This is a genomic window from Nodosilinea sp. AN01ver1 (assembly GCF_050565655.1).
GTDB lineage: Bacteria > Cyanobacteriota > Cyanobacteriia > Phormidesmidales > Phormidesmidaceae > Nodosilinea.
Genome location: NZ_JBNXVS010000005.1, coordinates 165,463 through 187,954 on the forward strand (window position 1 = coordinate 165,463; position 22,492 = coordinate 187,954).

General features: G+C 55.2%; 20 protein-coding genes. 12 read left to right on the top strand and 8 right to left on the bottom strand.

Translation table 11 applies throughout. The annotated features are described in order from the left end of the window. Window positions 1-106: 106 nt before the first annotated feature. Window positions 107-667 carry a GNAT family N-acetyltransferase gene (locus tag ACQ4N7_RS06980; RefSeq protein WP_430710892.1) on the bottom strand — a complete coding sequence of 187 codons (561 nt, stop codon included), beginning with the start codon at window positions 665-667 and terminating at the stop codon, window positions 107-109. A gap of 242 nt (window positions 668-909) precedes the next feature. On the opposite strand from ACQ4N7_RS06980, the gene ACQ4N7_RS06985 reads away from it, so the two are divergent. Further along, entirely contained in the window at window positions 910-3,393 is a 2,484-nt protein-coding gene (locus ACQ4N7_RS06985) for a phosphoketolase family protein (RefSeq protein ID WP_430710893.1), read from the top strand. Window positions 3,394-3,523: 130 nt separating this feature from the next. Here ACQ4N7_RS06985 and ACQ4N7_RS06990 read toward each other — a convergent pair whose 3' ends face one another. After that, the gene (locus ACQ4N7_RS06990) at window positions 3,524-3,811 is read right to left on the bottom strand and encodes a hypothetical protein (RefSeq protein WP_430710894.1); all 288 of its coding nucleotides are present in this window, start codon (window positions 3,809-3,811) and stop codon (window positions 3,524-3,526) included. 297 nt (window positions 3,812-4,108) lie between these two features. Further along, the gene (locus ACQ4N7_RS06995) at window positions 4,109-4,249 is read right to left on the bottom strand and encodes a DUF433 domain-containing protein (protein WP_430710895.1); all 141 of its coding nucleotides are present in this window, start codon (window positions 4,247-4,249) and stop codon (window positions 4,109-4,111) included. A gap of 119 nt (window positions 4,250-4,368) precedes the next feature. Between ACQ4N7_RS06995 and ACQ4N7_RS07000 the strand changes: the two genes are divergently transcribed. The 4 genes from ACQ4N7_RS07000 to ACQ4N7_RS07015 all read left to right on the top strand — a co-directional run bounded on the left by ACQ4N7_RS07000 (window position 4,369) and on the right by ACQ4N7_RS07015 (window position 9,434). After that, window positions 4,369-7,728 carry an Eco57I restriction-modification methylase domain-containing protein gene (locus tag ACQ4N7_RS07000; protein ID WP_430710896.1) on the top strand — a complete coding sequence of 1,120 codons (3,360 nt, stop codon included), beginning with the start codon at window positions 4,369-4,371 and terminating at the stop codon, window positions 7,726-7,728. A gap of 68 nt (window positions 7,729-7,796) precedes the next feature. Beyond that, window positions 7,797-8,033: a hypothetical protein gene (locus ACQ4N7_RS07005; protein WP_430710897.1), complete on the top strand. Its 237-nt coding sequence runs from the start codon at window positions 7,797-7,799 to the stop codon at window positions 8,031-8,033. After that, window positions 8,023-8,364, top strand: a complete 342-nt coding sequence (locus ACQ4N7_RS07010; RefSeq protein WP_430710898.1) for a type II toxin-antitoxin system PemK/MazF family toxin — start codon at window positions 8,023-8,025, stop codon at window positions 8,362-8,364. Before ACQ4N7_RS07005 ends, ACQ4N7_RS07010 begins: the two co-directional genes overlap by 11 nt. 710 nt (window positions 8,365-9,074) lie before the next feature. Beyond that, window positions 9,075-9,434, top strand: a complete 360-nt coding sequence (locus ACQ4N7_RS07015; RefSeq protein ID WP_430710899.1) for a hypothetical protein — start codon at window positions 9,075-9,077, stop codon at window positions 9,432-9,434. Between the two features lie 324 nt (window positions 9,435-9,758). Here the strand turns inward: ACQ4N7_RS07015 and ACQ4N7_RS07020 are convergent, their stop codons facing one another. The 3 genes from ACQ4N7_RS07020 to ACQ4N7_RS07030 form a co-directional block, all read right to left on the bottom strand. After that, the gene (locus tag ACQ4N7_RS07020; RefSeq protein WP_430710900.1) at window positions 9,759-10,118 is read right to left on the bottom strand and encodes a hypothetical protein; all 360 of its coding nucleotides are present in this window, start codon (window positions 10,116-10,118) and stop codon (window positions 9,759-9,761) included. Between the two features lie 432 nt (window positions 10,119-10,550). Continuing rightward, on the bottom strand, window positions 10,551-12,293 hold the full coding sequence (locus ACQ4N7_RS07025; protein ID WP_430710901.1) for a glycoside hydrolase family 15 protein: 1,743 nt from the start codon (window positions 12,291-12,293) through the stop codon (window positions 10,551-10,553). Window positions 12,294-12,403: 110 nt separating this feature from the next. Continuing rightward, window positions 12,404-13,531: a permease gene (locus ACQ4N7_RS07030; protein WP_430710902.1), complete on the bottom strand. Its 1,128-nt coding sequence runs from the start codon at window positions 13,529-13,531 to the stop codon at window positions 12,404-12,406. Window positions 13,532-14,015: 484 nt separating this feature from the next. Between ACQ4N7_RS07030 and ACQ4N7_RS07035 the strand changes: the two genes are divergently transcribed. Continuing rightward, complete coding sequence (locus ACQ4N7_RS07035) at window positions 14,016-14,210, top strand: DUF2795 domain-containing protein (RefSeq protein ID WP_430710920.1); 195 nt, start codon at window positions 14,016-14,018, stop codon at window positions 14,208-14,210. A gap of 241 nt (window positions 14,211-14,451) precedes the next feature. Continuing rightward, the gene (locus ACQ4N7_RS07040) at window positions 14,452-16,098 is read left to right on the top strand and encodes a RecQ family ATP-dependent DNA helicase (protein WP_430710903.1); all 1,647 of its coding nucleotides are present in this window, start codon (window positions 14,452-14,454) and stop codon (window positions 16,096-16,098) included. 78 nt (window positions 16,099-16,176) lie between these two features. On the opposite strand, the gene ACQ4N7_RS07045 is transcribed toward ACQ4N7_RS07040, so the two are convergent. After that, window positions 16,177-16,590 carry a hypothetical protein gene (locus ACQ4N7_RS07045; RefSeq protein ID WP_430710904.1) on the bottom strand — a complete coding sequence of 138 codons (414 nt, stop codon included), beginning with the start codon at window positions 16,588-16,590 and terminating at the stop codon, window positions 16,177-16,179. A 634-nt stretch (window positions 16,591-17,224) separates the two neighbouring features. On the opposite strand from ACQ4N7_RS07045, the gene ACQ4N7_RS07050 reads away from it, so the two are divergent. The 4 genes from ACQ4N7_RS07050 (at window position 17,225) to ACQ4N7_RS07065 (ending at window position 20,517) form a co-directional block, all read left to right on the top strand. Beyond that, the gene (locus ACQ4N7_RS07050; protein ID WP_430710905.1) at window positions 17,225-18,184 is read left to right on the top strand and encodes an aldo/keto reductase family protein; all 960 of its coding nucleotides are present in this window, start codon (window positions 17,225-17,227) and stop codon (window positions 18,182-18,184) included. 55 nt (window positions 18,185-18,239) lie between these two features. After that, a complete protein-coding gene (locus ACQ4N7_RS07055; RefSeq protein ID WP_430710906.1) occupies window positions 18,240-18,713 on the top strand; it encodes a TspO/MBR family protein in 474 nt (157 codons plus the stop codon). 324 nt (window positions 18,714-19,037) lie between these two features. Next, complete coding sequence (locus ACQ4N7_RS07060; protein ID WP_430710907.1) at window positions 19,038-19,736, top strand: phosphatase PAP2 family protein; 699 nt, start codon at window positions 19,038-19,040, stop codon at window positions 19,734-19,736. Between the two features lie 556 nt (window positions 19,737-20,292). Further along, complete coding sequence (locus ACQ4N7_RS07065; protein WP_430710908.1) at window positions 20,293-20,517, top strand: hypothetical protein; 225 nt, start codon at window positions 20,293-20,295, stop codon at window positions 20,515-20,517. A gap of 13 nt (window positions 20,518-20,530) precedes the next feature. Here the strand turns inward: ACQ4N7_RS07065 and ACQ4N7_RS07070 are convergent, their stop codons facing one another. After that, complete coding sequence (locus ACQ4N7_RS07070; protein ID WP_430710909.1) at window positions 20,531-21,280, bottom strand: DUF4336 domain-containing protein; 750 nt, start codon at window positions 21,278-21,280, stop codon at window positions 20,531-20,533. Window positions 21,281-21,684: 404 nt separating this feature from the next. On the opposite strand from ACQ4N7_RS07070, the gene ACQ4N7_RS07075 reads away from it, so the two are divergent. Further along, window positions 21,685-22,074: an AbrB family transcriptional regulator gene (locus tag ACQ4N7_RS07075; RefSeq protein ID WP_430710910.1), complete on the top strand. Its 390-nt coding sequence runs from the start codon at window positions 21,685-21,687 to the stop codon at window positions 22,072-22,074. Window positions 22,075-22,492 lie beyond the last annotated feature (418 nt).

Below are 22,492 nucleotides of genomic sequence, written 5' to 3' on the forward strand. Positions count from 1 at the left end.
TAAAGCGCTCAACGGGTCTAATTTGAGCGTTTTAGCGTGACTTTCTGCCCTGATTTTATCATTGGGTTCTTGTCGTTGGGCTGGCGAATAATTCCGGTGCAGGTATTTACGTATTGTTGCGATTTCTAACTTCAATCGGCAGCTTATGGCACAGCATAATGACTCGCTCGGCGATCGGTAGGCCTGCTTCGGCCTCCTGACAGCGAATCTGCTGAAAGCCTGCCGACAGCTCGGCCTCATCGAGGGGCTGAAACCCCAGTCTGGCGTAAAAAGGTGCGTTCCAGGGAATGGAGCGGAAGGTCGATAGCGACAGTGCCGAATAGCCCTGCTGGTTTGCCCATTCGCTGACCGCGCCGATCAGCGCAGAGCCAATACCTCTGCGTCCGTGGGCGGGGTCAACATCAATTTGCTGTAGGTACAGGGTGTGCTCAACGGGTTTAGTGACCACATAGCCGACAACGGCAGACGGACTGGCGATCGCCACCCATACCTGTCCGGCCCGAAACCGCTCTAGCACCACCGCGTAGGGCAGGGGCGCGGCCTCGACCAGAAACGCGTAGGGGGTGCCCGTAAACAAACTGGCGGCAGCCTGCTCGATCGCCGCCAGCTGGGGCAACTCTTCGAGCCGAGCCGAGCGTATCTCATAGTCTGGGGCCAGCATTTTCATAGCGGAGTCGCGGCAAGATAGCGTTTATTCGATGTAGCACTGACCCGAAAATCGGGCAAACCCCGGCATAACTCTATCGAGTAACAGAGACCTTTGGCTCACAACACTGCCATTGGTAGGAGGAAGGCAGGCATTTAGCTTTGTACCTTGTGAGCAACCGCCCTGGCCGATCGCAGCGGTGGAGCCATCTGCCCGCCAGCCAAAACTAGCCGTCCCCCTGTAGCTAACCGAGGATACCGACCATGATCGCAGCCACGCCCAGCAAGCAACAGCCCCTGAGTGCCGAACAGCTTCAAAACCTGCACGCCTACTGGTGCGCGGCGAACTACCTCTCGGTGGGCCAGATCTACCTGCTCGACAACCCGCTGCTGCGCGAACCGCTGAAGCTAGAGCACATTAAGCCCCGACTGCTGGGCCACTGGGGCACCACGCCGGGGCTAAACTTCATCTACGCTCACCTGAACCGGGTGATCAAAGCTCAGGATTTGAACATGATTTACATCGCCGGGCCGGGGCACGGCGGGCCGGGCATGGTGGCCAACACCTACTTAGAAGGCACCTATAGCGAGCTTTACCCCAACATTGCTCAAGACGCCGAGGGGATGAAACAACTGTTCAAGCAGTTTTCGTTTCCGGGCGGCATTCCCAGCCACGCCGCCCCCGAAACACCTGGCTCAATTCACGAGGGGGGCGAACTGGGCTATGCCCTGGTGCACGCCTACGGGGCCGCCTTCGACAACCCCGACCTGATTGTGGCCTGCGTGGTGGGCGATGGCGAGGCCGAAACCGGACCTCTGGCCACCAGCTGGCACTCGAATAAGTTTCTCAACCCGGCCCGCGATGGGGTGGTGCTGCCGATTTTGCATCTGAATGGCTACAAGATTGCCAACCCCACGGTGCTGGCCCGGCTGCCCCACGAGCAGCTCGAAAGCCTGTTTATTGGCTACGGCTACCAGCCCTACTTTGTGGAGGGGTCTGATCCAGAGGCGATGCATCAGCTGATGGCGAGCACGATGGATAGAGCGATCGCCGACATCAAGCAAATTCAGCGCGAGGCCCAGGTGCACGGGTTTCAGCAGCGGCCCCTGTACCCGATGATCATTCTGCGATCGCCCAAGGGCTGGACTGGGCCAGAGTCGGTAGACGGCAAAAAGACCGAGGACTACTGGCGATCGCACCAGGTGCCCTTCTCAGAAATGGCCAGCAACCCCGACCACATTGGGCTGCTAGAGCGCTGGATGAAGAGCTACCAGCCCGAAGAGCGCTTTGACGACGCCGGGCGGCTGGTGCCCGAGCTGGCGGCGCTGGCCCCCACGGGCGACAGACGCATGGGCGCAAACCCCCACACCAACGGCGGACGGCTGCTGCGCGACCTGCACCTGCCCAACTTTCGCGACTATGCCGTGGAGGTGAGCCACCCCGGCACCGAAATGGCCGAGTCGACCCGCGTGCTGGGCCAGTTTTTGCGCGACGTGATGCAGCGCAACTTAGAGAGCCGCAACTTTCGGGTGATGAGCCCCGACGAGAACAACTCCAACCGGCTGAACGCGCTGCTGGAGGTCACCGATCGCGTCTCCACCGCCGAAATTTTGCCCACCGACGACCACGTTGCCCCCACCGGGCGGGTGATGGAGGTGCTGAGCGAGCACATGTGTCAGGGCTGGCTGGAGGGCTATTTGCTCACGGGTCGCCACGGCTTTTTCTCCTGCTACGAGGCGTTTATTCACATCGTCGATTCGATGTTTAACCAGCACGCCAAGTGGCTAGAAACCTGCATCGACATTCCCTGGCGGCGGCCCATCGCCTCGCTCAACTACCTGCTCACCTCCCACGTGTGGCGGCAAGACCACAACGGCTTTAGCCACCAGGATCCCGGCTTTATCGACGTGGTGACCAACAAAAAGGCCAAGGTGGTGCGGGTGTACCTGCCGCCCGATGCCAACACGCTGCTCTCGGTGGCCGACCACTGCCTGCGCAGCCGTCAGTACGTGAATGTAATTATTGCGGGCAAACAGCCCGAGTTACAGTGGCTCGACATGGAGAGCGCCATCAAGCACTGCACCGCCGGGGTCGGCATTTGGGAGTGGGCCAGCAACGACAAGGGCGGTGAACCCGATGTGGTGATGGCCTGCGCGGGCGATGTGCCCACCCTGGAGACCCTGGCGGCGGTGGACTTTCTGCGATCGCAGTTTGCTGACCTCAAAATTCGGGTGGTGAATGTGGTCGACCTGATGACCCTACAACCCGAGAGCGAGCACCCCCACGGCCTCTCCGACTGGGATTTTGACTCAATTTTCACTGCCGACAAACCCGTTATCTTCGCCTTTCACGGCTATCCCTGGCTGATTCACCGGCTCACCTACCGGCGCACCAACCACGCCAACTTCCACGTGCGCGGCTACAAAGAAGAGGGCACCACCACTACCCCCTTCGACATGGTGGTGCTCAACGAGCTAGACCGCTTTAACCTGGCCCAGGATGTGATTAACCGCGTGCCCAAGCTGAAAAAATTGGGGGCCTACGTCAAACAAACCATTCGCGACAAGCTGATCGAGCACAAGCACTTTGTCACCACCCACGGCAAAGACATGCCCGAAGTCGAAGACTGGGTCTGGCAGTACTACAGCGGTGACGACAGCGGCCTCTCGGGGGCAGGCACCAAGGCCGACGATCGCAATACTCCGGCCCAAAAGGGAGCCGAAGGCGCAGCCCAATCGCGGAGTTGATCTCATCGGTGGTCTGTCAATCCCAAATTTGTAGGTTGGGTGGCGCGACAGCAGAACCCAACAAAGCTGATTGCTATTGGGTTCCACATTGTTTCACCCAACCTACAGGAGCTAGGGATTTAACTGGCGGCTAATTTAGCTGGCGGTAGCGCAGCAGGTAGCTCAACACCTCGCCCTGGTCTGGGGTAATCAAAATCCCGGAGTTGGGGATGGTTACCAGTCGGCTCCACTCGCGCTGTTCGGCGTAGTTCAGCAGGTGCAGGTGGTGAATCGCCCCTCGCACGCCCTCGGGTGAGCCGATCACCAGATGGCGCAATCGCTCGCGCCCCGGCTGGGCGCTGGGAGTGGTAAGGCGCAGGGGATTTGAATCCCCGAGTTCTTGAAGAACTGGGGGATCTTGGCGGGTAAGACACAACATAATCGGGTTCCTTTCCGGTGAAACGACGGGGAAGAAACCCAAAAACTTGGCCGCCCCAGACATGTGCAGTTCAGGGCGGCCAGGTATGATCAACCTTAGCCTCCAAGACTGGGTAAGACAGTCGACGGGGTTAGCTGCTGGTTGGTGTTGCAAGCACCTTCCAGCGGCGTTTGACCAAATTTTTGGGAAGATCAGACTGCACGCACGCAGCCATAGCTCAGTAACGTACCGCATTCAGACTCTCAAATCAAGTCAAAATCGATACCTGCTGAGATGTCTATCAAGTTTTCCCTAATTCTAGGCACCCGCAGCCCAATAGATGCGATCGGAGGCCAGCCAGACAGCATACTGAAGCGATCGCTGAATGTCGTCAGGCTCTAAGTAGGGATAGTCTTCGATAGTTGCTTCTGGTGCTTGACCATTGGCGACCAGGTTCAAAACTAAAGAGGTAGAGGGTAGCGCTCAGCGACTGTAAACATAGGCTAAAAGAACAGAATAGCCTGCCTGCTGAGGCAATATAAGCGCTACCCTTAGGCTGTCTCCCCTGGTCTCTTGGCATGCCTCAGCCCAGCCACCACCGCCTATTTCAGGAAAAGAGCTTAAATCAGGCACTTAAAGGTTTTTTGTTCCCCACTGACATTGGCGATCGCCACCAAAAGCTTTTGCAGTGGGTGCAGGCGCTAGAGAGCGGCACCCTTGACGCGGTAAAAGAAACCTCGCTGCACGGCGACTTTCTGCGAGATGTGTTTCAAGATGCGCTGGGCTATCGCTCGGTAATTGGCGGCGCAGGCCAGCAGTGGGAGCTGCACGCCGAGCAAACAATTTCTGATGGCGGCGGCTCTGCCGACGGGGCGCTGGGCTTTTTTAACGCCGTCACCAACGCCAAGGGCGGCAAAAAGCTAGAGGGCCGGGTGATTGCCCCCATTGAGCTAAAGGGAGCCAAGAATGATTTGGATCGCGCTGCCCCAGGCCGCAAAGAGTCTGCCGTTGACCAGGGCTGGCGCTACGCCAACTACACCGCCGACTGCCGCTGGGTGCTGGTGTCAAACTATCGCGAGATTCGGCTATACCAGACCAGCAAAACCCCGGCCTATTACGAAGTCTTTAGGCTGAAGGATCTTGAAGACCTGGCGCAGTTTCGGCTGTTTTACTTTGTGCTGTGTCGGCAAAACTTTTTGCCCCCCAGCGCTGACCCGAAGGCGCGATCCGTCATCGACCAACTCTTGGTCGAGTCTGATAAGGCCGAGGTCGAAATCACTAAAATCCTCTATGCCGAGTACAAGCAGGTGCGGATCAACCTGGCCACCCACTTTCGCGCCACTGGCCCCGCCGATTTCCCCGATCGCGACGTTGCCCTGATCGAAAAAGCTCAGAAAACGCTGGATCGGGTGCTGTTTATCGCCTTTTGCGAAGACAAAGACCTGCTGCCCAAGGAAACCATTCAGCAGGCCCACGACCACCAAGACCCGTACAACCCTCGCCCCATCTGGGAAAACTACAAGGCCGTGTTTCGCGCCGTGGATCAGGGCAACCCGGCGCTGTCTATACCGGGCTACAACGGCGGATTGTTTAAGCACGACTCGCTACTCGACGACCAGCTTCAGGTGTCAGACATTCTCTGCACTCAGCTTAAAAAACTGGCCCGCTACGACTTTGACTCGGAGGTGTCGGTCAACATTTTGGGCCACATCTTTGAGCAGTCGGTCAGCGACCTAGAAGAACTGCGGGCACTGTCGGCGGGGGAAGCCTATGACCAAAGGCGTGGGCAACGCAAAACCCAGGGGGTTTACTACACCCCGGCGTTTATTACCCAATACATTGTGGCGGTGGCATTGGGGGGCTATCTGGAGCGTAAGGAAAAAGCCCTCTGGCAGGAAATTGGCATCGACCAGATTCGCGCCAATGCGGTACGCCAGCGCCGCGCCGCCGAAATACAGTTTTGGGAGCGCTACCGCGACGAGGTGCTGGTCAAAACCCGCGTGATTGACCCGGCTTGCGGGTCAGGGGCGTTTTTGATTGCCGCCTTTGACTATTTGAATAGTGAGTATGAGCGGGTGAATGAGCAGCTTGCCGCCCTCAAAACCGCCGACGATACGGGGGAGTTTGTGGGCCAGCGCAGCCTGTTTGACTTGACGAAAACGATTTTGAACCAAAACCTGTATGGGGTAGACCTGTCGCCGGAGTCGGTGGAGATTACCAAGCTGTCGCTGTGGCTAAAGACCGCAGAGCGGGGCAGGCAGCTCACCTACCTGGATGACAACATTAAGGTGGGCAACTCGATTGTGGCTGACCCGGCGATCGCCCCGCGTGCGTTTGATTGGGAAACGGAGTTTGCGGAGGTGTTTGCCGATGGTGGGTTTGATGTGGTGATTGGCAACCCGCCCTATGTGCGGCAAGAGCTGCTGACACCGTTTAAGCCCTACCTGCAAGCGCACTATGCGGCCTACGATGGCGTGGCCGATTTGTATGTGTATTTCTATGAGAAGGGGCTGAAGATTTTGCGGCCCAATGGGGTGTTGTCGTACATTGTGACGAACAAGTGGCTGCGGGCTGGGTATGGGGAACCGCTGCGAAAGTTTTTTGCCGAAAACAGCGTCTTCGAACAAATTATCGACTTTGGCCATGCGCCGATTTTTCAGGATGCCGATGTGTTTCCGTGTATTGTGGCTGTGCGGAAGCCAGTGATTGAAAATGGCGAAGAATCCGACAGCTCAGAGAATTTGATATTTGTTCAAGTATGTCCTGTTCCGAGAGAAAGCTTAGAAAACATAAATCTTCCACAATATGTTAATCAGCATGGACATGACATTCAATGGCTCAGTTTCAACAACGAGGCGTGGAGTTTAGAATCTCCAGAAGTTGAAAAACTAATCCATAAGATACAAACAACAGGACTTTCCCTAGAGGAATTTCTGCAAAGAAAACCTTATCGAGGTGTTGTTACTGGCTGTAATGAAGCATTTCTTGTGGATGACTTAGTCAAGCAGAGATTGATCCAAGAAGATCCAAGGTCTCTAGAAATCATAAAGCCTTATCTAAGAGGTCAGGATATCAACAGGTGGCATTCACAATGGGAGCAGCTATGGATGCTTTTCTGTCGAAGGGGTATTGAGATAGAGAATTACCCAGCCATCAAAAGTCATTTAGAGAAATACAGAAAATATCTTGAGCCAAAACCCAGAGGTTTCTTAGGGAAATGGGACGGCAGAAAACCTGGAACTTACAAGTGGTATGAAATTCAGGACAGCATTGACTATTGGAAGCTCTTTGAGGAAAACAAAATAATTTATCAAGAAATTCAATTTCATCCGTCTTATAGCTATGACATGGACGGATACTTTTCAAATAACAAAGGCTTTATTCTTCCCACCAATGATCTTTTCGTTTTGGCTATTCTTAATTCTCCAATAGCATGGTGGTTCAACTGGCGATACCTCCCACACATGAAAGACGAAGCACTCACACCTAAAGGGGAATTAATAGAGGCGTTTCCCATCGCGCCACCTACAGACGAAATCCGTGCTGAGGTCGAACCTGCCGTTCAGCAGCTCATCGAGTTCACCAAAGCCAACCAGCAGGCCACCCGCGACATGCTCCACTGGTTTCGCATCGAGCACGGCATCGACAAAGCAGGCAACAAACTCAGCGACTTTGCCACCCTTTCCCTCGACGACTTTTTGCAAGAGGTCAAAAAACGCCGCCCCAAGGGCGCAGGCAACCTTGGCCCCAAAGACCTCAAAACCCTCAGTGATGCCTACGGCGACTATGCCCTGCCCATTCAGCAGCGCCGCCGCGACGGGCTAGTGCTAGAGCACCGCATCTCTGATTTGGTCAACCAAGCCTACGGCCTCACACCCGAAGAAATCGACCTCATGTGGAAGACTGCTCCGCCGCGCATGCCCTTTAGCCGTCCGTAGAGATAGCTGTCTACGATAAAGGTAAATGGTGGGCACTGCCCACCCTACTGTTTTAGGTGGTGACAACAATGAATGCTTACAAAATGGAGGCTGTGGTTGCCGAAAACGGCACCGTTACACTCAGGGGCTTGCCCTTTCAAGTAGGTGACACCGTTGAGGTCATTGTTCTAGAGCAACGCCCTAACCCTCAAAGAGAGCTATCTGATCGCGAGCCCGCCGTCGATCGAGACTATTTGCTCGGCGTAGAAGCCCAACTGAGCGAGTGGGTATCTGCCGAAGATGAGGCAGCTTACCATGACCTATAGGCAGTTTGATGTGGTTGTAGTGCCTTTTCCATTCACTGACGTAGAGGCATCAAAACGCAGGCCAGCGCTAGTTTTGTCTGCTGATCAAGCCTTTAATCGTCCTGTTGGTCATAGTGTTATGGCCATGATTACAACCGCTTCTCACTCTGCTTGGGCACTTGACGTTGAAATTACCGATTTGAAGTTGGCTGGGTTAAAAGCCCCTTCCATCGTCCGAATGAAGCTATTTACACTCGATCATGCGCTAGTCCGCAAGCAGGTTGGACGGCTGAGTCCAGCAGATCAGGCCGCCGTCATCGAATCTCTCGCTAGCCTTTTGCCCTTAATCTAAGGCTCAGACTATTAACCCACTGGTCTGTTGCGCTGCAAGCCAAGCACCTCCCCCTGCTCTAGCGCGATCGCCTATTACAGCACCGCATCCTTTAGTGTGAGGCCTGCATCCTTTGTTGTCAGGGCTGCATCCTTTGTTGCGAGGCCTGCATCCTTTGATGTAAGAGCTGCATCCTTTAGTGCGAGGCCTGAATCCTTTGTTGTCAGACCTGCATCCTTTGATGTCAGGCCTGCATCCTTTGATGTGAGGCCTAACAACGTCGCTGCGACAGCTCAATTCTTTCCTGCATCTATGGAATCCTTTGTTGTCATAGAGCGATCTCGACTATGCAGCCCCTACAAAAGGATATGCTCAATGCACAACATCGCTGTCATTGCTGTTTATCAAGTATGCAGCCCTCCCCTCAAGCCAGCCACCTCAGCAAAAGACCCAGGCCAGCGCAACATTCATCCAGGCTTTATTCAAACTATTAGTTTCTGGTCGCAATCTTTTCAATTCAGGCCGCGATCGCCTTCCTGCACCGGGCAATCTTGGCAATAGACGAGACAATCAGACGCTGCACCCCCAAATCGTCGTCTCTGCCGCCTGACCTGAACCCATTCGTCACTCCCCCAACCGCTCTGCGATCGCTCCTGAAATTTGTTCGGGCAGGCTATTGGTTCGCGTATTCCAACAACTGATCAACAACTCACCAACAGAGGTGTACTACCATGCCCATTATCACTATGGTTCGTCGTTTGGCCAGCAAAACTCTCGGGGCAGACGTTGACTCTCTCAACGGTCTTGGCACCGTTGAGGGCTATATTCCGGTTCGTACCGACACTTCTCCCGAAAAGCTGCGAGCCAGGCTCGAAACAATGCAGGTGATGCAGCAAAAAGAGACCGAACTGCAAGCGATGGCCAAAGCCGCCTCCGATGCCGCCCGCCAGGCCGAGTGGGAGTTTCACAACTCGATTTTGGGCATGAAAGAAGCCGTGCGGGCTCAGTTTGGCCCCGACAGCAACGCCGCCCAGGCCGTCGGCTACAAGAAAAAGTCTGAGTACAAGCGCCCCCGCCGTCGCAGCGCCTAGCTAGCGTCCTACGGTTCAATTTTCCCCTGATGTCTCGCCCGCAGGTCTTCTGCGGGCTTTTTAATGGGCGATCGGCCTGTAGGGTGGGCACTGCCCACCACCTACTTTCGCACCAAACCGTCCGTCCTAAGCAAGCCCAAGAACATAGCCGCAACAGTTAAGGCCTTTAGAAATATGGCGAGGGGATTCTGGGATGAGTAGCACCTGCCAAAAAGTGGAAGGTGGGCAGTGCCCACCCTACTTTAGACTTGGAAATGACGTAGACAGTGCCTGAAAACCTGGGACGCACCCGGTTTTTCCCAGTCAGTTTTTTACTATAAGCAATCAAACAGGGGGCATTTTGGCCTGGGTGAGCAGGTCTAACCACTCCTGATGGTTTTCCAAGGTCAGCACGATTTTTTGGTAGGGCTCGTCGTGCAGTTCCAGCACCAAAAAGTGACGATCGACCGTGGCATACCAGAACTCTCGGCCCTGGCGGGTATAGTAGGTGCCAGCTTTGATCACCCCTGGCAAATGGGTGCCAGGAGCACGCAGATCGGTCCATCGGCTGGGGGGTTCTTCTGTGCTTACCCGCAGGAGATGGTCGAGGGGCACCACGATGGGGTTGTGCAGGGTAAACGCCAAAAGCTGCTCGTACCACTCCAGGTGAATGGTTAGCTGATTTTGGCTGAGGCTAAGCTGCATGAGCTTTAAACTCCGGTTACATCATCCTGAAATTTGGCATCCTGAAATTTGGCATCCTGAAATTTGGGGCTGCAAGAGCAACATGACTACTCCCACAATGACAAAGGATAGCGTCACCCACAGCAGCGTCAGGTTGAGCTGCATTTTGTTTCCTCAATTGCTCATCTGTTCGATCTAACCCAACTTAAGGTACAGCGTCACCTCTCTATGGTTAAGGCCTGGCTGACTGACAAAACGTTGCCGGTAGGTTGGGTGAAACGCAGTGGAACCCAACGCCAGAGCCAGTTTTGTTGGGTTCTGCGATCGCGCCACCCAACCTACGAAGTAGTGGGCATTTCACTAAGGGCTATTGGTGGGTAAATGAGAGGGGCGGTGGGTGGTGCCCACCCTACTTTTGCACTTTTCATTTTGCATTTTGAACCCTGCGCAGCATTACTGAGTACAGGCACTGCTTTTCTCTAGAGTCGCTTTGAGATCGATCGCGGCTCCAATAAAGGCGGCATGGACAAAGGTTTGCGGAAAGTTGCCTAACATCTCTCCGGTAGCTGGGTTGGCCTCTTCGGCAAACAGGCCCAGATCGTTAGAAAATTCTAGGGCGGCATCCATAATTGCCCTGGCCCGCTGCAAGTCTTGCCGCATTATCCAGTACTGGGCCACCCACAGGGTGCCGGCTAAAAAAGCGCCTTCCCGCTGCGAATCAAAGCTTTTTAGATGACGGCGATAGAGATGGCCGGTGGCGTAGTCGCGCTCTAGCACCTGCATGGTTGCCACCATTTCGGGGCTGTCGGCAGGGGTATAGCCCCACACCGGAAACAGGGCGGCGGTGACGTCTACATCTTCGCCCCCGGCCACAACGGCGTAGGCCCCCTCGGAGGTAAGGCAGTGCTGGGTCACAAACTCTCGAATCGCTTGTTCGGCGGTGCGCCAGCGGTGGGCCTGGGCATCGTTTTCGGCCACCTGAGCAATGTATTTCAGGCCGCAGGCCGCCACTACTTTGCTAGAGGTGTACTGATGCTTTTCCTGCTCTTCCCAAATGCCGTAGTCGGGTTCGTGCCAGCAATCGCTCAAAAAGTCGGCAATTTCGGCTACCAGAGACCAGTGCTCGCGGGTCTCAAAGCGGTTGTAGATCAGTTTGGCGGCCAGCAGCACGTTGCCGTAGGCGTCGAGCTGCAGCTGGTCTTTGGCGACGTTGCCAATCATCACCGGGGCGCTGTGGCGATACCCGACTAGCTCAAGGCATTCTTCTGAGCTGGGCGAGTCGCCGTCCAGGTTTGAAAACGGCTTTAGCGGCTGGTGGTTAGAATCGCGATCGTAGCCACAGATAAAGTCTAGAAAGCGGCGCTCGTCGGTGCCGTCGCTACCGGCTCGGGTGAGGGCGCTGACGATCATGCCCGCATCGCGCAGCCAGACGTAGCGGTAGTCGTAGTTGCGCTGGCCGCCAATCACTTCAGGCAGCGAGGTGGTGGGGGCGGCAATAATGCCGCCGTTATCTTCAAAGGTGAGCAGGCGCAGGGCTCGAATGGACTCGGCCACTTCTTTTTCGTAGGGGCCGTGGTAGGTGGCGTGGGCGGCAATCTCGCGCCAGCACTCCAGGGTAGTCTGAAGCCAGCCCTTGAGCTGCATATCTGTGGGGTCGAGCAGGGGGCGATCGACTAAAATGCACCAGCCCGTCTCGCCCTGCGGCAGGGTGAAGTCGACGCTGGCTCCGCTAATGGTGAGGGGGTGCGACGCATAGAGGTAGTGCTGCCCGTCAACTTGAATGCCCTGACCCTGGAGCCGAAGCTGGGGCGATCGCCGGGCGTAGTCGGGGGCCGGGGCCAGGGTAATGGCAATATCGGCAGGGGCAGACGAAAACTGGCGGCAAAGGCCCTGGGGAGTGCCCTCTCCCATCGGCATCCAGTCGGTGATCACCAGCTCGCCTGCTGGGGTAGCCAGGGTCGTTTCTAGAATGCCGCTGTCTTCCAGGTAGCGTCGCCCAGCACAGGTTGTATCGGGCATTTGCACCGTCCAGCCGCCGCCGCGATCGGGGTCAAGCAGGGCCGCTAGCAGGGCCGGGTAGTCAAACCGACCGGGGCAGTACCAGACGATCGCCCCTGTGGTGGTCACCAGGGCTGCCGTACGGCGATCGCCAATTATCGCTAAGTCTCGAACGGCTGGGAACCCGGATTCACCCATTTTGCTTCCTGCTCGGTACACTACAGAACTCGTCATTGCTCTCATCGGTGTGGTGTTATCACTGTCATCACTGCCATCGCTATAACTGCCGTTTAGACATTTGCGAAAAGCTAGGCCATATCATGACTCTCCTGGTCGCTGTTCTGACGACTTTTCCAGTGCAGATAGACAAGGGCAAGGCCTACGACAATAAAGACTATGTTGAGCCAAAAGGTATAGTCGATCTGAAAGCGCACTAGTTCGCCTAATCCAGGTCGTTCGGTGGGTAAAATAACCAGCACGGCAAAGATTGCGTGGGTGGTTAGTCCAGCGGCTACCATGCAGGTATAAAGGAGTGCGGCGAGATATCCGGTATAGCTCCAGCCGTAGTATTTTGACTGCAGGTAAAGCACGGTTGCCGCTACCAGGTCGGCCCCTAAAAAGCTCATGACTCCCCCAAAGGAGGCATTATTTCCCCACAGCATGGCGGCTAGGGGAACGTTCCCCATAGAGCCAATAAAAGTAAAAAAGGCGATGACAGGGGCGATCGCGGCATTCTCTAGCACCACTAGCCACGAGGTGGCATCTGAGCCGGTGTTGAGAAACAGAGAGTTCCAAAAACTCTGGGGCACAAAAACCGAAATAAACCCTGCAATCGTAAAGCCAAACAAAATCTCTTTGTAGGCCATTTTCCACTCCATAAAAAAGGCTGAAGCAATGGCCTGCCAGCCTGCCAAGGAGGTAATTTTTTGCCACCAGCCGCTGTCGCTATTGTTTGACATATCGTGCTGCATACCTTCTGACTGCTGCTGTTCAGCATGGGCACGGGCTGCGTCGGCAAGCTGTTTAGGAAACCAGGTACGCGCGATCAAATAGGCGTACAAAATCATCAGCACTCCGAGCAGAAAGTTGCCCAGCACAAACTGCCAGCCCATCAAAATCCAGAGCACAATACCCAGTTCGATCACCAAATTGGTGGAGGCAATTAAAAAAGCGATGGCATTGACGGGGTGAGCGCCCTTGACCAGAATGGAGCGGGAAGCCGCCAGGGCTGCAAACGAACAGGATGACGAGACAAACCCAAACAGGGACGCCAGTGCAGCTCGTTTGGGTCCGCGTTTGCCCATCAGGCGCGCCATCTGCGATCGCGTCACCAGCACCTGAATAGCGGCAGAGATGAGATAACCAAAGACCAGCGCCCAAAGCGCCTTCCACAAAATTCCAGCACTCGTTAAAAATGCCTCTGCAATTTGATTCATCATTCTCTCTGGTGGGTTTGCTCGGGGGCAGGGGCGATCGTGCCCTAAAGGCACTACAGAACATCGCTCAATTGGCCTAGCCGACACTGACCAGGTTTCTTTGAGATTAAAACAGCTGGTCTGCCCTGGCAGCGGCCTTGAGGTCGGTGGCAGCGTCCTCCTAACCGAGGTCTGATGCGTCGCAGTGGGCCGCACCCTACAGCGCCCTGCCAACCTGCTCAGAATAGTTACCGCCAGCGCAGGGGCGAAAATGCCAGCAGGAGATCACACCCTAGCTTAGAGGGCCTAACCTACCTTTTCCTCCTACCAATGAGATATATTCCCCCGGTCCGGTCTCATGCCAGCCCTTGCCCGTATGCCTGGAGATGCGACAGCTGAGTTAAAGATTGTGCCTTTGGCAGGAGGGAGCCTGAGCGAGCCATTCTGTACCTTGGAAAACACAAACATCAGCACTGATGCCATTAAAACTGGCGAGGAGATTACCATGGCCACAGTCAACCCGATTCAGGTTCAAAAATTCTTGAAAGGGATGGAATATCCGGCTAGCAAGCAGGATGTAATTGAGCACGCCAAGCAGCAAGGCGCAGATGAAAATGTTTGCTCAACCCTAGAACAAATGCCTGAAGATGAGTTTGAAACTCCTGCCGATGTTAGCAAGGCTATTGGCGAAATTGAGTAAGGCGAGACAGTGAATGGGTAAAGTGATTTGTAGCTAGCGGTCTGTCAAGACTAGATTTGCAGGTTGAATGGCGCTAGCAGAACCCCACAAGGTTGACTACCGTTGGGTTTCACTTCGTTCCATCCAACCGACAAGAATCCTAATTTTTAGGTTTGACGCTGCACTAGAAGCAATTACTCAAATTTTGTGCTCAAAACCATTTTTTCAAAGTTTAATTACCCACAAAACAGTCTTACACCCTATGGCCCAGCAACCCGAATCGGTGACTAGGGAACAAATTTGTCAGACGGCAAAATCTAAGCTGGGCTATGACTCATTGAGAGCAGGACAGGAGGATGCGATCGCAGCCCTGCTCAAGGGTCATGACGTGCTGGCCGTGATGCCCACCGGGTCAGGCAAATCGGCCATTTACCAGCTGGCCGGAGCGCTAATTCCGGGGGCGACGGTGGTGATTTCGCCGCTGCTGGCGCTGCAGCAAGACCAGGTAGAATCAATTGGCGAGCAGGCGGTGGGCGAAGCCGTAGCGGTCAATTCTACAGTGACCAGTGCCGAGCGAAAAGAGGCCTTTGAGTCGCTGGCTGACGATGAGCTAGAGTTTATTTTTTTAGCGCCAGAACAGTTCAATAACCCAGAAACGTTAGAGCAGCTGCGGGCGGCCAAACCATCACTGTTTGTCATCGACGAAGCCCACTGCATTAGCGAATGGGGCCACGACTTTCGCCCCGACTACCTGCGGCTGGGGGCTGTCATTGATAGCCTGGGTCATCCTCGGGTGCTGGCGCTGACGGCGACGGCGGCCCCGGCGGTGCGAGAAGAAATTGTCAGCCACCTCAACCTGCGCGATGCTGAAATGGTCGTGCAGGGGTTTGACCGCCCCAATATCTGGCTGGAGGTGCGTCGATTTGAGGCTGGGGCCGAGAAAGAAGCGGCCCTGATTGATCAGGTGGTGCGGGCCAAAAAACCGGGCATTGTCTACGCCGCTACCCGCAAGCAAACCGAAGCGATTGCTGAGGCTCTAGTCGAGCAGGGGGTGAAGGCGATCGCCTACCACGCGGGCATGAAAACCAGCGATCGCGAGGCGGCTCAGGCGGCCTTTATGGACGACGAGGCCGAGGTAATTGTCGCCACCACCGCCTTCGGCATGGGCATCGACAAGCCCAACGTGCGCTTTGTCATTCATCACACGATCAGCGATTCAGTCGATTCTTACTATCAGGAAATTGGCCGGGCCGGACGCGACGACAACGCCGCCTTTGCGCTGTTGTTCTACTATGCTGATGACCTCAATATTCGCCGTTTTTTGGCCAGCAGCGGTCAGGTCGATGTCGATCAAGTTGAGCAGGTGGCCACCGTTATTCAGGCCCAGAGCGAACCGCTCGACCGCCGAGATATCAAAGAGCAGACCGGCCTTTCTCAGGCTAAAGTAGCTACCGTTCTCAACCATTTAGAGGCGGTGGGGCTGGTGGAAATGCTGCCGACGGGTGAGGCAGTAGAAAGTGAAACTGCGCCCGAAGTTAGCGATGCGGCTGAGGCAGCCATTCAGGCGCAAGAGCGGTATCAAAACTACGTGCGATCGCGCCTCGAAATGATGCGCGGCTATGCCGAATTGCGCGACTGTCGCCGCGAGTACCTGCTCAACTACTTTGGCGAAAAGCGCGACCAGCCCTGCGGCTTTTGCGACAACTGTAAAGCAGGCATTGTGGTTGACGACGAAGGAGTTGATCAACCCTTTGCCATGAATAGCCGGGTAGCTCATTCCGCCTGGGGCGAGGGTATGGTCATGCGCTACGAAGGCGACAAAATCGTGATTTTGTTTGACCAGGTTGGCTACAAAACGCTCGACATTGAGCTGGCTACCGAACAGCGCCTGCTGGAGCCAGTTGAGTAAGCGGCAAAAACGCTGGCGATCGCATTTTTTTCCACCAAAAGAGGCTGTAAGGGCGCAATTAACCTGTTTGCAAGAGCCCTACCATTTCTTGTGAAACTCATCTTGATCAACAGACCAAAAATCAGTGCAGTTTTTCGCATCTATTGTGCTCGCCATCTGAGGATGAACGGTGCATTTAAGATACGGGTTTTTGTTGAAAAATCGGCACTTTGAACAAGGGATTGCATGAACAAGGTGATGGGTACTATCCAGGTCGTTTTTGACCTTTTCAAATGTTCGAAGGCGCTTGACTACGAAAAACACTAGCGCAAAGGTTGATAATCCCAGAACGGTTAAGAGTCCACCAGGAGTATCTTCTGGGGTGGGTGGCTCTACCTGTGAATTTGCCCTCCCTCGGGCAGGCACCTGAACCAGGTATTGATTTTGAGAGCTTTGATGGTCAAAATATTCTGTGGAACGAGTAGAGTAAGGAAACGTTTTCTGGGCTTTCATGGGGCTTACTTAGTTTGTTGAAACTAGGCTCTAACGGCTAAATATCGGTGTGAAACAAAGGAATTGGTTAGTGCCTATCCGGAAACCGAAAACAGCAATCTGGTAGATCACTAAAAGCTTTGGTTTACTGGGGAGGGTGGACACTACCCACCAGCATGGAAGCAAAATATTCGGATAGGCTGTTAGCCCAGTTTGGGCGCTCACTCCGCCCGACAGCGGGTGCTCCAGCCGATGCTTCGGTGCGGCATGTCAATACCACCTTTAGAGTGGAGCAATAGGCCTATCGATGAGCCCCATCTTTAGGACAGATTTACGTTGCAATCATCTCTTTCTTTTGCAGGAGATAGAGCTTGCCCCCCTGCGATAGACGCCCCCCGCTGCTGCCGCCCTAAACCTGTGAGCTAGAGTAGCCGCCTGCTGGTTCCCCGCTGGCTGAGCGAGCAAACCGCTCCCTCGCAACTGCCCTCTACAGTTGTCCCCCAAGGTCGATGTAAAGCAGACATTAGATCGACTAAGTTGTGTTAGTTCAGGGCTGGGCCGTGGATGACAGCACTCGTCGTCCTTGAACAGCCTTACGGCATAACCAGCAGTTTGGCCAAACCAGACATTCGCAACCCAACCACAGAGATCAGCTATGCAATACCGACAGCTTGGCGACAGCGACCTCACCGTTTCAGAAATTGCTTTGGGCTCCTGGCTTACCTACGGCGGCGGCGTCGAGCGACAGCAGGCCGAAGCTTGCGTGCACAAGGCGTTTGATGTCGGCATCAACTTTATCGACACCGCCAACGTCTACGGGCGCGGGGCCGCCGAATCGTTTTTGGGAGAAGTGCTTCAGGGCATCGATCGCAGTTCCTACGTGCTGGCCACCAAGGTTTTCTTCCCCATGTCGCCCGACGATCAGGGGCTGTCGGCGGCGCAAATTCACAAGCAGATCGACGCCTCGCTACAGCGCCTAAAGACTGACTACGTTGACCTCTACCAGTGCCACCGCTACGACAGCAACACGCCGCTGGAAGAAACCATGGCGGCTCTGACCGAGGTGGTGCAGCAGGGCAAAGCGCGCTACATCGGCTTTAGCGAGTGGAACCCGGCCCAGATTCGGGCGGCGCTAGCGTTGCCCAATGTGGAAAAGTTTGTCTCTAGCCAGCCCCAGTACTCCATGCTGTGGCGGCAGCCCGAGGAAAAGGTATTCCCGCTCTGCGCCGAGAACGGCATTGGCCAGATCGTCTGGTCGCCCCTGGCCCAGGGCGTGCTGACCGGCAAGTACAAGCCCGGTGCCGCGCCCCCCGCCGACTCCCGCGCCGCCAACGACAACATGAACGGCTTTATGCAAGATCTGAGGAGCGATCGCGTGCTCAGCGCCGTGCAAACCCTGCAGCCCCTGGCCGACCAGCTCAATATCTCGATGGCGCAGCTCGCCCTGGCCTGGATTTTGCGCGACCGGCGGGTGAGTGCCGCGATCGTGGGGGCCAGCCGCCCCGATCAGGTAGCCGACAACGCCGCCGCCTCAGGCATCACTTTCGATGAACCGATGCTGCGCGAGATCGACATGGTGCTGGGGCCAGCCCTCAAGCAGGTAGCAGCCCGATGAAAGCTGAGCAGCGGCCCCTGAGCCGTTCACTGTAGTTGAGTTTGGGGATTACAACATGCTCAAAAGCTGGATGATCACTGGCGGCATTACCTTTTTGGTGGCCCTGGGCGGCAGCCTAATTCGGCCTCGCGATGTCTCCTGGGGGCTGCGGCTCGATCGCCCCCAGTGGTTGTTTTTTGAACCCGCCATTCCCGTGATTTGGACGGTGATTTTTGCCTGTGGTGCGGTCTCGGCCAACCTCGTTTGGCAGGCCGAACCCGGCACCGCCAAAACCTGGCTGCTGATGGGCTTTTACCTGCTGGTGGAGCTGATTACCGTCGCCTACATTCCGGCCACGCTGCGGCTCAGAAGCCTGAAGGTAGGCACTGTGCTGGGCGGCATTGGGGTCATACTGGGCCTTGGGCTGGCCCTGACGGTGCGGCCGATCTCAGGGCTGGCGGCGCTGCTGCTGCTGCCCTACGTCGTCTGGAGCCCGATTGGCACCTACACCACAGGGCAAATGGTCGAGCTCAACCCCGACGCGGGCTAGGCCCTGAAGGCCGCACGGCAGAGCTGATGCCCCATCCAAATCGCATACACCCCGATGCCAAAGAGGCCATTTGCCCAGGGGCAAGCGGTGTTTGCCCAACCGGGGGAAGCCAAGGCAGATTCAGTATGGGTAGAGAGGCTTTTTAATCACCGGTTAATCATGGGTTAAAGTTTTAGGGTCGCTTGCGCTCTGGCGCGAGCCGTCAAACCCCGTCCGCAGCCAATTCGTCAGGGTTATGCAACACAGCCCTGGCCGATCGCAGGGCTATTTTTTAGCCACTCTGGGGAACGGGGCACGCCCCCCAGCAGCTACCCACAATCACCAATGAAGCAGGCTAGAGTACGCGATCGATTTAAGTCAGTGTTTGGCTACATCAAAGCACTGCTGATTCGCCACTATCGATCGCTGCTGCTGCTGCTGCTGGGGGTCTTTTTGCCCCTCCAAATTTTTGGCAGCCTGGCAGAAGAAGTTTGGGAAGACGAAGGAGGCTTCCCGTGGGATGAGCCGATTCTGCTTAGCATTCGCACCACGGCTACCCCTCAGCTCGACACCTTTGCCAGCCACCTAACGCAGCTAGGGGTTGGATGGGGAGTCGCGCCCGCTTCCATCGTCATTGCGCTGGTGCTGTGGCGGCGGCATCACTGGCGATCGCTGGTCTACTTTCTCACGACCATGATCGGTTCCGCCATTATCAATGTCTCTGCTAAGCTGCTGCTGCACCGGGTGCGCCCCAACCTGTGGGAGTCGCCCGCCCCCGAGTATGACTACGGTTTTCCCAGCGGTCACGCTATGTCGAGCATGACCTTTGTGGCGGCCCTGGTCATTTTGCTGTGGGGCAGCCGCTGGAACTGGCTGGTCACTGTCCTGGGTGGCCTGTTTGTGCTGGCAATTGGCTGGACCCGCCTATACCTGGGCGTACACTACCCCAGCGATATCGTTGCTGGCTGGCTAGCCTCGATCGCCTGGGCGGTAGGGGTAGCAATGTTGATTAAACCTCGCCTGATCAGAACCGAGCCTCACTAGGAATCGTTATGGGTACGCACCGCAGGGTGAATACTGCCACTGGTCTTAATTCAATAATTTATGAGAGCTTTTACTGGCTGAGATCTGATTGCTGCTAATGAATATAGCGAATTTCACTCGGGTGAAGTACATCGAGGTGATGTCCCCTGCCCCCTTACTAAGGGGGGTACAGCGTAAAACTGAGACAGCAAAGTGCTAGGGGGATCTAGAACCCAGCAATTGTGTACCTCACTCCATCAAGAACCGCTATGAGCAGGTGCGCCTAAATAGATGATATTGTAGGGTGAGTTGTGGCGACAGCCCAACGCACCGCCGGGCCTGGGCCGATGCGTCACGCTGGCGCAGTCACCCATCCTACGCATAAGTAATGCGATCGACTTGAGGCGCAACAAAATTTGGCCCGCCCCACCAGATCTAGCCCAACGATAGGTTTCACCAGAGCCCATTAGCTGCAATCTAAAGATAGAGCTTAGCGTCATAGACGTGCAGCCAAGGGCCGAAGCGCCCTCTAGGCCAGGTCTGCGGCTACAGCTTAAATTGAAAAGAATTGGTTTATATGCGCATTTTTTTGATTGTTGGGCTGTTTGTGTGTTTTTTGGCATCGGGTTGCGAATTTTTTACCCCCGATACCAGCCGAGCGCTGTCTCAAACTCGCCAAATTGAAGAAATGCACAAACAGACCGAGCAGCTGCAGCGCCAGGCCGATGCCCTAGAGCGTTTGGCCAACCAGGCCAGCCCCTCCCAAACCGCCGCCCCTACAGTTACCCCGCAAACCCCGTAACCCATTCTGCTGACTACAGCCAGCGAAAAGCACGCTTTAACTCAGCTACGCCGTTTTTGGCGTACCAGCGACCGTGGGCCAACATGACCCGCTCAGGTGCCCAGGCCAGCATTTGCTCATAGCTTTGCTTGGCCTGGGCCTTGCGGCCCCAAAAGGTCAACCGTAAATCGATGGGGGCCTTGCCGTCGGGGTCGGCAACACCACCCAAAGACAACAACCACCGCAGCGATTTTTTGACTTTCTGAGGCTCAAAGTTCTCAATTAAATCGGCTAAAATCAGCGTTCTGCTGTGGCGGTGAAAGAACACGACTTCCTCCATATACCGACTGCCGCGAAAGATAAGCTGGTCAATATCGGTAGCCCACTGCGGCGGTGGCAACTCGGCTAAATCAGCCTGAAAAGCCACCGGAATGTGCTGACTTTTGGCCCGCTCGCGCACCCCTGGCGACGCCCAGGCGGTGGCATTGGGGTAAGCTTCAGCCCAGCTTTGGATGTGGGCATAGTGTATTTTGTTGGGCGAAACCAGGTGCTCAACCGGCCCCAGGCGATCGATTTCGGCTTTGAGCGCCGGGGTTAATGCGGTGGGCGAATGACACCACAGCCCGCCACCGCTCAACCGTACCAACGTCATTCGGGTGGTAAACGGAGTATGCAGGCCGTACATCGCCATTCGCACAATTGAGCCATCGACAATCCAAATATCGTCATCAATGGGCTTGAGCGTGTTGATAGGGTCATAAAGGTCTAGAGGTTGGCTAGACATAAGCTAACAAATGCTGACCGCGCTAACGACAATTCACTCTATAGAACCATTTTAAGCCCCGTTATCGCTGTCCAAACGCTTGTAGTCGTCGATAGCGCTATGCAGTCGACGACGTCATTCTATCGGAAAATCGCCCTTTCTAAGGTAGATTGTGCCTCCCTACACAACAGCTTGGGCAGATAGGGCGACCATCGAGCTGCACATGATGGCGCAGAAGAACTTTCCATGAATTTGGGCATCAGGCGTAGGAGCCATTGATCTTATTGTTGCCTATAATCGGTTGAGGGGAAAACTGAAGTTTTAGCTTTTTCTTAAAACAGGTCGGATAAAGTAGCTAAAAGCCCTATAGAATATTTTTGGCGACCATTTCGAGTTTTGTTGTGTATCCTATAAGAATGTGAATTATGGCAGTAAAAACTATGGAACCCTTAGTTGGCAAGGAACTTTTAGCCAAAGTCAAAGAAAATGATGGCCTAACTAAGCGTGAACTGGCAAAGGAATGCGGCTACTACACGGTTGGTAAAGAAGGGCAAACCCGTGTAAACCTGGCGGACTTTTACGATGCTCTACTGTCGGCTAAGGGAATTCAGCTTGAGCCGCAAAAGAGTGCAGACGGGAGAGGCCGAGAAGCGTCTTATACCTTAACTGTTCATAAGAATGGTCAGATTGTGATTGGTGCAGCTTATACCCAAGAGATGGGCCTCAAGACGGGGGATGAGTTCAAAATCAAGCTCGGCTACAAGCATATTCACCTGGTCAAGCTAGACGAAGACGGCAATGAAGATGCCGCCTAACGAGGCTATTTAGTGAGTTAGAATCGTTCACCCTGCCCCTGCTGCACGCTGAAAAAACCTGGCCAAAAGCTCAAGCTATGGGCACAGGTAAGCAGCTAGACCTGCGGACTGCAAGAATAGATTTACTCTAAATTTTGCCCCTGGCTCACTACGGCTGGGGGTTTTGTTTTTGACATTTCCGTGGAGGAATTTTCTCAACGCGACTTTACAGTCACTATGCGCCCATTTTCTAAACACAGAGTTTGACTGGCGCGATGGAGCACCGAGGGGCAATAAGAGACGACCAGGCAGGTGGGAGGGGCATGGGTAGGCGGGTGGATGGGTGGATGCGGTAAACAGCTGCTGCCAGAGGTTTTGTTGGTCTCTACGTCGAGGGCGCTGGAGAGGTCGTCGAACACCATCAGGGCGGGCTGGCGCA

Bases quoted from the DNA above. Each gene is read 5' to 3' on its own strand.
- ACQ4N7_RS07005 (WP_430710897.1), top strand. From the start codon at position 7,797: ATGAATGCTTACAAAATGGAGGCTGTGGTTGCCGAAAACGGCACCGTT.
- ACQ4N7_RS07030 (WP_430710902.1), bottom strand. From the start codon at position 13,531: ATGAATCAAATTGCAGAGGCATTTTTAACGAGTGCTGGAATTTTGTGG.
- ACQ4N7_RS07000 (WP_430710896.1), top strand. From the start codon at position 4,369: ATGCCTCAGCCCAGCCACCACCGCCTATTTCAGGAAAAGAGCTTAAAT.
- ACQ4N7_RS07040 (WP_430710903.1), top strand. From the start codon at position 14,452: ATGGCCCAGCAACCCGAATCGGTGACTAGGGAACAAATTTGTCAGACG.
- ACQ4N7_RS07050 (WP_430710905.1), top strand. From the start codon at position 17,225: ATGCAATACCGACAGCTTGGCGACAGCGACCTCACCGTTTCAGAAATT.
- ACQ4N7_RS06990 (WP_430710894.1), bottom strand. From the start codon at position 3,811: ATGTTGTGTCTTACCCGCCAAGATCCCCCAGTTCTTCAAGAACTCGGG.
- ACQ4N7_RS07070 (WP_430710909.1), bottom strand. From the start codon at position 21,280: ATGTCTAGCCAACCTCTAGACCTTTATGACCCTATCAACACGCTCAAG.
- ACQ4N7_RS07055 (WP_430710906.1), top strand. From the start codon at position 18,240: ATGCTCAAAAGCTGGATGATCACTGGCGGCATTACCTTTTTGGTGGCC.
- ACQ4N7_RS07045 (WP_430710904.1), bottom strand. From the start codon at position 16,590: ATGAAAGCCCAGAAAACGTTTCCTTACTCTACTCGTTCCACAGAATAT.
- ACQ4N7_RS07010 (WP_430710898.1), top strand. From the start codon at position 8,023: ATGACCTATAGGCAGTTTGATGTGGTTGTAGTGCCTTTTCCATTCACT.
- ACQ4N7_RS07025 (WP_430710901.1), bottom strand. From the start codon at position 12,293: ATGGGTGAATCCGGGTTCCCAGCCGTTCGAGACTTAGCGATAATTGGC.
- ACQ4N7_RS06980 (WP_430710892.1), bottom strand. From the start codon at position 667: ATGAAAATGCTGGCCCCAGACTATGAGATACGCTCGGCTCGGCTCGAA.
- ACQ4N7_RS07065 (WP_430710908.1), top strand. From the start codon at position 20,293: ATGCGCATTTTTTTGATTGTTGGGCTGTTTGTGTGTTTTTTGGCATCG.
- ACQ4N7_RS06985 (WP_430710893.1), top strand. From the start codon at position 910: ATGATCGCAGCCACGCCCAGCAAGCAACAGCCCCTGAGTGCCGAACAG.
- ACQ4N7_RS07020 (WP_430710900.1), bottom strand. From the start codon at position 10,118: ATGCAGCTTAGCCTCAGCCAAAATCAGCTAACCATTCACCTGGAGTGG.
- ACQ4N7_RS07015 (WP_430710899.1), top strand. From the start codon at position 9,075: ATGCCCATTATCACTATGGTTCGTCGTTTGGCCAGCAAAACTCTCGGG.
- ACQ4N7_RS07060 (WP_430710907.1), top strand. From the start codon at position 19,038: ATGAAGCAGGCTAGAGTACGCGATCGATTTAAGTCAGTGTTTGGCTAC.
- ACQ4N7_RS07035 (WP_430710920.1), top strand. From the start codon at position 14,016: ATGGCCACAGTCAACCCGATTCAGGTTCAAAAATTCTTGAAAGGGATG.
- ACQ4N7_RS07075 (WP_430710910.1), top strand. From the start codon at position 21,685: ATGGCAGTAAAAACTATGGAACCCTTAGTTGGCAAGGAACTTTTAGCC.